Annotated in this window: 1 protein-coding gene, 3 tRNA genes and 3 rRNA genes; 6 read left to right on the top strand and 1 reads right to left on the bottom strand. The window is 38.7% G+C overall.

Annotation, left to right across the window (positions count from 1 at the left end):
- Positions 1 to 225 precede the first annotated feature (225 nt).
- The 6 genes from F9K23_18780 to F9K23_18755 all read left to right on the top strand — a co-directional run bounded on the left by F9K23_18780 (position 226) and on the right by F9K23_18755 (position 4,947).
- Positions 226 to 1,677, top strand: a 16S ribosomal RNA gene (locus F9K23_18780).
- A gap of 27 nt (positions 1,678 to 1,704) precedes the next feature.
- Positions 1,705 to 1,778: transfer RNA gene (locus F9K23_18775), tRNA-Ile, on the top strand.
- Between the two features lie 2 nt (positions 1,779 to 1,780).
- Positions 1,781 to 1,854: transfer RNA gene (locus F9K23_18770), tRNA-Ala, on the top strand.
- A gap of 5 nt (positions 1,855 to 1,859) precedes the next feature.
- Positions 1,860 to 4,741 (top strand): 23S ribosomal RNA (locus F9K23_18765).
- Between the two features lie 12 nt (positions 4,742 to 4,753).
- Positions 4,754 to 4,871: ribosomal RNA gene (rrf, locus tag F9K23_18760) — 5S ribosomal RNA — on the top strand.
- Together the 16S, 23S and 5S rRNA genes with 3 tRNA genes alongside form the textbook arrangement of a ribosomal RNA operon.
- 4 nt (positions 4,872 to 4,875) lie before the next feature.
- A tRNA-Asn gene (locus tag F9K23_18755) sits at positions 4,876 to 4,947 on the top strand.
- Between the two features lie 19 nt (positions 4,948 to 4,966).
- Here the strand turns inward: F9K23_18755 and F9K23_18750 are convergent.
- Entirely contained in the window at positions 4,967 to 5,107 is a 141-nt protein-coding gene (locus tag F9K23_18750) for a 50S ribosomal protein L34 (GenBank protein ID KAB2912611.1), read from the bottom strand.
- Positions 5,108 to 5,182: the final 75 nt, after the last annotated feature.

Here is a 5,182-nt window from a genome sequence, read left to right as displayed (position 1 = left end):
AGTTTAAACTTGATAAATGAATTAGAATTAGCATATAATATTCTTGTTTTTTCATATTTACAAAAAACTTTTATTAATTCGTCAAAAAAAGAATCAAATCCTGAGATTATAGACATTTAACAAGTAACTTGACAAAAAAATTTTGTTAGTATATAATAATAAATGTTACTAATATAAAAAGAAACAATTAAATTAATTACGGATAATAATTTTAATTAATAATTTTTGAGAGTTTGATCCTAGCTCAGGATGAACGCTAGCGATATGCCTAACACATGCAAGTCGTACGAAAAAGAAATTTTTAGTGGCACACGGGTGAGTAATGCATAAGAATTTGCCTTTAGGAAGAGGATAACTTTTAGAAATATTAGCTAATACTCTATATGTTGAAAAAAGAAATTTGCCTAAAGAGAAGCTTATGTCTGATTAGCTAGTTGGTAAGGTAAAGGCTTACCAAGGCGAAGATCAGTAATTGGTCTGAGAGGATGATCAATCACATTGGAACTGAGACACGGTCCAAACTCCTACGGGAGGCAGCAGTGAGGAATTTTCTGCAATGGGCGAAAGCCTGACAGAGCAATATCGCGTGAGGGACGAAGGTCTATTGATTGTAAACCTCTTTTCTTAAGGAAGAATAAATGACAGTACTTAAGGAATAAGTATCGGCTAACTCTGTGCCAGCAGCCGCGGTAATACAGGGGATACAAGTGTTATCCGGAATTATTGGGCGTAAAGCGTTTGTAGGTTGAAAGAAAAGTCTTTTGTTAAATCTTTAAGCTTAACTTAAAAACTGCAAAAGAAACTCTTTTTCTAGAGTATGGTAAAGGTAAAGGGAATTTTCAAAGAAGCGGTGAAATGCGTTGATATTGAAAGGAACACCAATAGCGAAAGCACTTTACTGGGCTATTACTGACACTGAGAAACGAAAGCTAGGGGAGCAAACAGGATTAGATACCCTGGTAGTCCTAGCTGTAAACGATGGATACTAGATGTTATATAAAATTCAATAAATATAGTGTCGTAGCTAACGCGTTAAGTATCCCGCCTGGGAAGTACGCTCGCAAGAGTGAAACTCAAAGGAATTGACGGGGGCCCACACAAGCGGTGGAGCATGTGGTTTAATTCGATGCAACACGAAGAACCTTACCAGGATTTGACATGAAGAGAAACTTTTCGAAAGAAAAGTGTGCTATGGCCTCTTACACAGGTGGTGCATGGCTGTCGTCAGCTCGTGTCGTGAGATGTTAGGTTAAGTCCTGTAACGAGCGCAACCCTTATCTTTAGTTAATTTTCTAAAGAAACTGCCGATGACAAATTGGAGGAAGGTGAGGATGATGTCAAGTCATCATGCCCTTTATATCCTGGGCTACACACGTGCTACAATGGATATTACAAAAAGTTGCAAATTCGTGAGAATAAGCTAATCTATAAAGATATCCTTAGTTCGGATTGTAGGCTGCAACTCGTCTACATGAAGTTGGAATCGCTAGTAATCGCAGGTCAGCTATACTGCGGTGAATATGTTCCTGGGCCTTGTACACACCGCCCGTCACACCATGGGAGCTGATTATACCCAAAGCTATTATCTTTAACCAGTAGGGGGGATGTTGTGAAGGTAGAATTGGTGACTGGGGTGAAGTCGTAACAAGGTAGCTGTACTGGAAGGTGCGGCTGGATTATATTAAAAATTTAATATTTGTTTGTGGGTCATTAGCTCAGTTGGTTAGAGCGCATTCTTGATAAGGATGAAGTCCCTGGTTCAAATCTAGGATGACCCAAAGGGAATATAACTCAACTGGATAGAGTATTGCTTTTGCACAGCAAAGGTTAGCGGTTCAAATCCGCTTATTTCCAAGATTTTAAGTTAAAATTTTAAGGGCTTATAACGGATCCCTTGGTATCCAGAAGCGATGAAGGACGTTACAACCAACGAAATTTTTCGGGAAGCTGGCAGTAAGCATTGATCCGGAATGTCTCCGAATGAGGCAACTCAATAATTTCTTACTGAATCTATAAGTAAGTTAAGGCGAACCTTGGGAACTGAAACATCTTAGTACCAAGAGGAAAAGAAAGTAAAAACGATTTCCGTAGTAGTGGCGAACGAAATGGAAAAAGCCTAAACCTATTTAAAAAATAGGGGTCGTGGGGTAAAACAATTAAAAGCTTAGCTTTATTAGACTAAATAGTTTGAATACTATACCATAGAAAGTAAAAGTCTTGTAGTCGAAAATAAAGCAGCACTAGTTTTATACCCGAGTAATATGGAACACGAGGAATTCCGTATGAATCTGCGAGGACCATCTCGTAAGGCTAAATATTACTGGATATCCGATAGTGAATTAGTACCGTGAGGGAAAGGTGAAAAGAATCCCGGAAGGGAAGTGAAAAGAACGTGAAATTATAAGCTTACAAACAGAAGTAGAACGACTTAGCGTTTGTCTTCGTGCCTGTTGAAGAATGTTCCAACGAGTTATAATTAGTGGCAGGTTAAAACATTCTATGTTGGAGCCAAAGTGAAAGCGAGCTTGAATAGAGCGTTAGTCTCTAATTATAGACCCGAACCCGCTTGATCTAACCATGGCCAGGATGAAAGTTAGGTAACACTAAGTGGAGGTCCGAACCGACTAATGTTGCAAAATTAGCGGATGAGTTGTGGTTAGCGGTGAAATGCCAATCGAAAGCGGAGCTAGCTGGTTCTCCCCGAAATGTATTTAGGTGCAGCGATTAACTTTAATTATTGGGGTAAAGCACTGTTTTAATGAGGGCTCGTAACACAGTACCAAATTGAGGCAAACTCTGAATACGATATGGATAGTTAATTAGTAAGACTACGAGGGATAAGCTTCGTAGTCAAGAGGGAAAGAGCCCAGATCACCAGTTAAGGCCCCTAAATAATTACTAAGTGATAAAGGAAGTGAAAATACTTAAACAACCAGGAGGTTCGCTTAGAAGCAGCAATCCTTTAAAAAGTGCGTAATAGCTTACTGGTCTAGTAATTTTGCGCCGAAAATTTACGGGACTCAAGTAATTTGCCGAAACTGTGAGACATATTTATTATGTCGGTAGGGGAGCGTTCCATTGTTGATTGAAGTATTAACGAAAGTGAATATGGACAGTATGGAAGTGAGAATGTTGGATTGAGTAACGAAAACATTGGTGAGAATCCAATGCTCCGAAATTCTAAGGTTTCCTTCGCAAGGTTCGTCCACGAAGGGTTAGTCAGGGCCTAAGGCGAGGCTATTTGCGTAGTCGATGGATAATAGGTTAATATTCCTATACTAATTTTTATTTGTATTGAGGGACGAAGAAGGCTAAATTAGCCGAGTTGTGGTATGCTCGGTTTAAGTTATCAAGGCGTAGATAAATAGAATTAAAAACTATTTAGAGCTAAGAAATTAATACAAAATTAGTAATAATTAAAGTAATTGATGTCATACTTCCAAGAAAAGCTCATAATACGTTAAGTAAAAATTACCTGTACCGTAAACCGACACAGGTAGAATGGTAGAGAATACCAAGGAGCGCGAGATAATTCTCTTTAAGGAACTCGGCAAAATAACTCTGTAACTTCGGAATAAAGAGTACCTATTAGGTTTCAATAACAAGTTCCAAGCAACTGTTTATCAAAAACACAGGTCTCCGCAAAGTTGTAAAACGACGTATGGGGGCTGACGCCTGCCCAGTGCCAGAAAGTTAAGGAAGTTGGTTATTTTAAAAAAATTTTTTAAAAAAAGCTAACAACTGAAGCCCTGGTGAACGGCGGCCGTAACTATAACGGTCCTAAGGTAGCGAAATTCCTTGTTGGGTAAGTTCCAACCTGCACGAATGGCGTAATGACTTGGAAGCTGTCTCAAAGAGAAACTCGGTGAAATAGAAATGTCTGTGAAGATGCGGACTACCCGCGCCTGGACAGTAAGACCCTATGAAGCTTTACTGTATTTTGACATTGAAATTTTCTTTTATTTGCGCAGAATAGGTGGGAAACGTTGAGTTTATTTTTTCGGAAATAAAGGAGTTAACAGTGAGATACCACTCTAATAAAATAAAGTTTCTAATTTCATCTCGTAATCCGATTGAAAAACAGTGTCAAAAAGACAGTTTGACTGGGGCGGTCGCCTGCTAAAAAGTAACGCAGGCGTACAAAGGTTTCCTCAAATCGTTTAGAAAGCGATTGAAGAGTGTAAAGGCATAAGGAAGCTTAACTGTGAGACCTACAAGTCGAACAGAGACGAAAGTCGGTCTTAGTGATCTGACGTTGCTGTATGGAAAGGGCGTCACTTAACGGATAAAAGTTACTCTAGGGATAACAGGCTAATCTCCCCATAGAGTTCCTATCGACGGGGAGGTTTGGCACCTCGATGTCGGCTCATCGCATCCTGGAGCGGAAGTACGTTCCAAGGGTTGGGCTGTTCGCCCATTAAAGCGGTACGTGAGCTGGGTTCAGAACGTCGTGAGACAGTTCGGTCCATATCCGGCGTGGGCGTTTTAGAGTATTGAGAGTGACTTTTCTCTAGTACGAGAGGACCGAGAAAAATATACCTCTGGTGTACCAGTTATCGTACCAACGGTAAACGCTGGGTAGCTACGTATAGTTAGGATAACCGCTGAAAGCATCTAAGTGGGAAGCCGTCCTCAAGATGAGTACTCTTAGGTTACAGCTAGACTAGCTGTTTGATAGGAATCCGGTGTAAGTATAGTAATGTATGTAGCCAAGATTTACTAATAACCGTTTTTAACTAATTAATATTCCAATTTCGGTGTTTATAACATAATTGGATCCACACTATACCATTCCGAACATAGTTGTTAAACATTATAGTGGCGAAAATACTTTAAGAGTGATCTTTTGGGAAAATAGCACGATGCCGAAATTTATTCCTAATAGCTTAGTGGTAGAGCGCTCGGCTGTTAACCGAGAAGTCATTGGTTCAAATCCAATTTAGGAAGTTTAAAAATTTTATTTTTTTTATTCTAAAGCTAAACGATAACGTCCTTTTTGTCTTCTTTTATTAATTATTATTTGACCGCTTTTTGTTTTTTTTCGAGCTCTAAATCCTGAAATTTTAATAGCTTTTAATTTACTTCCATTTAATGTGTTTTTTGGCATTTTTAGGTTTTTGACTTTTTTGATTTTAGGTTATTGCTTTTTTCTTTTCTTTTTGCTATTATTATTATTAAATAT

The organism is Bacteroidota bacterium, from assembly GCA_008933805.1.
Lineage (GTDB): Bacteria > Bacteroidota > Bacteroidia > UBA8524 > UBA8524 > SB11.
This window is presented reverse-complemented; position numbering and strand designations above follow the sequence as displayed.

What these genes read in the sequence shown, in the direction of transcription:
- F9K23_18750 (KAB2912611.1), bottom strand. Translation starts at nt 5,107, where the DNA reads ATGCCAAAAAACACATTAAATGGAAGTAAATTAAAAGCTATTAAAATT.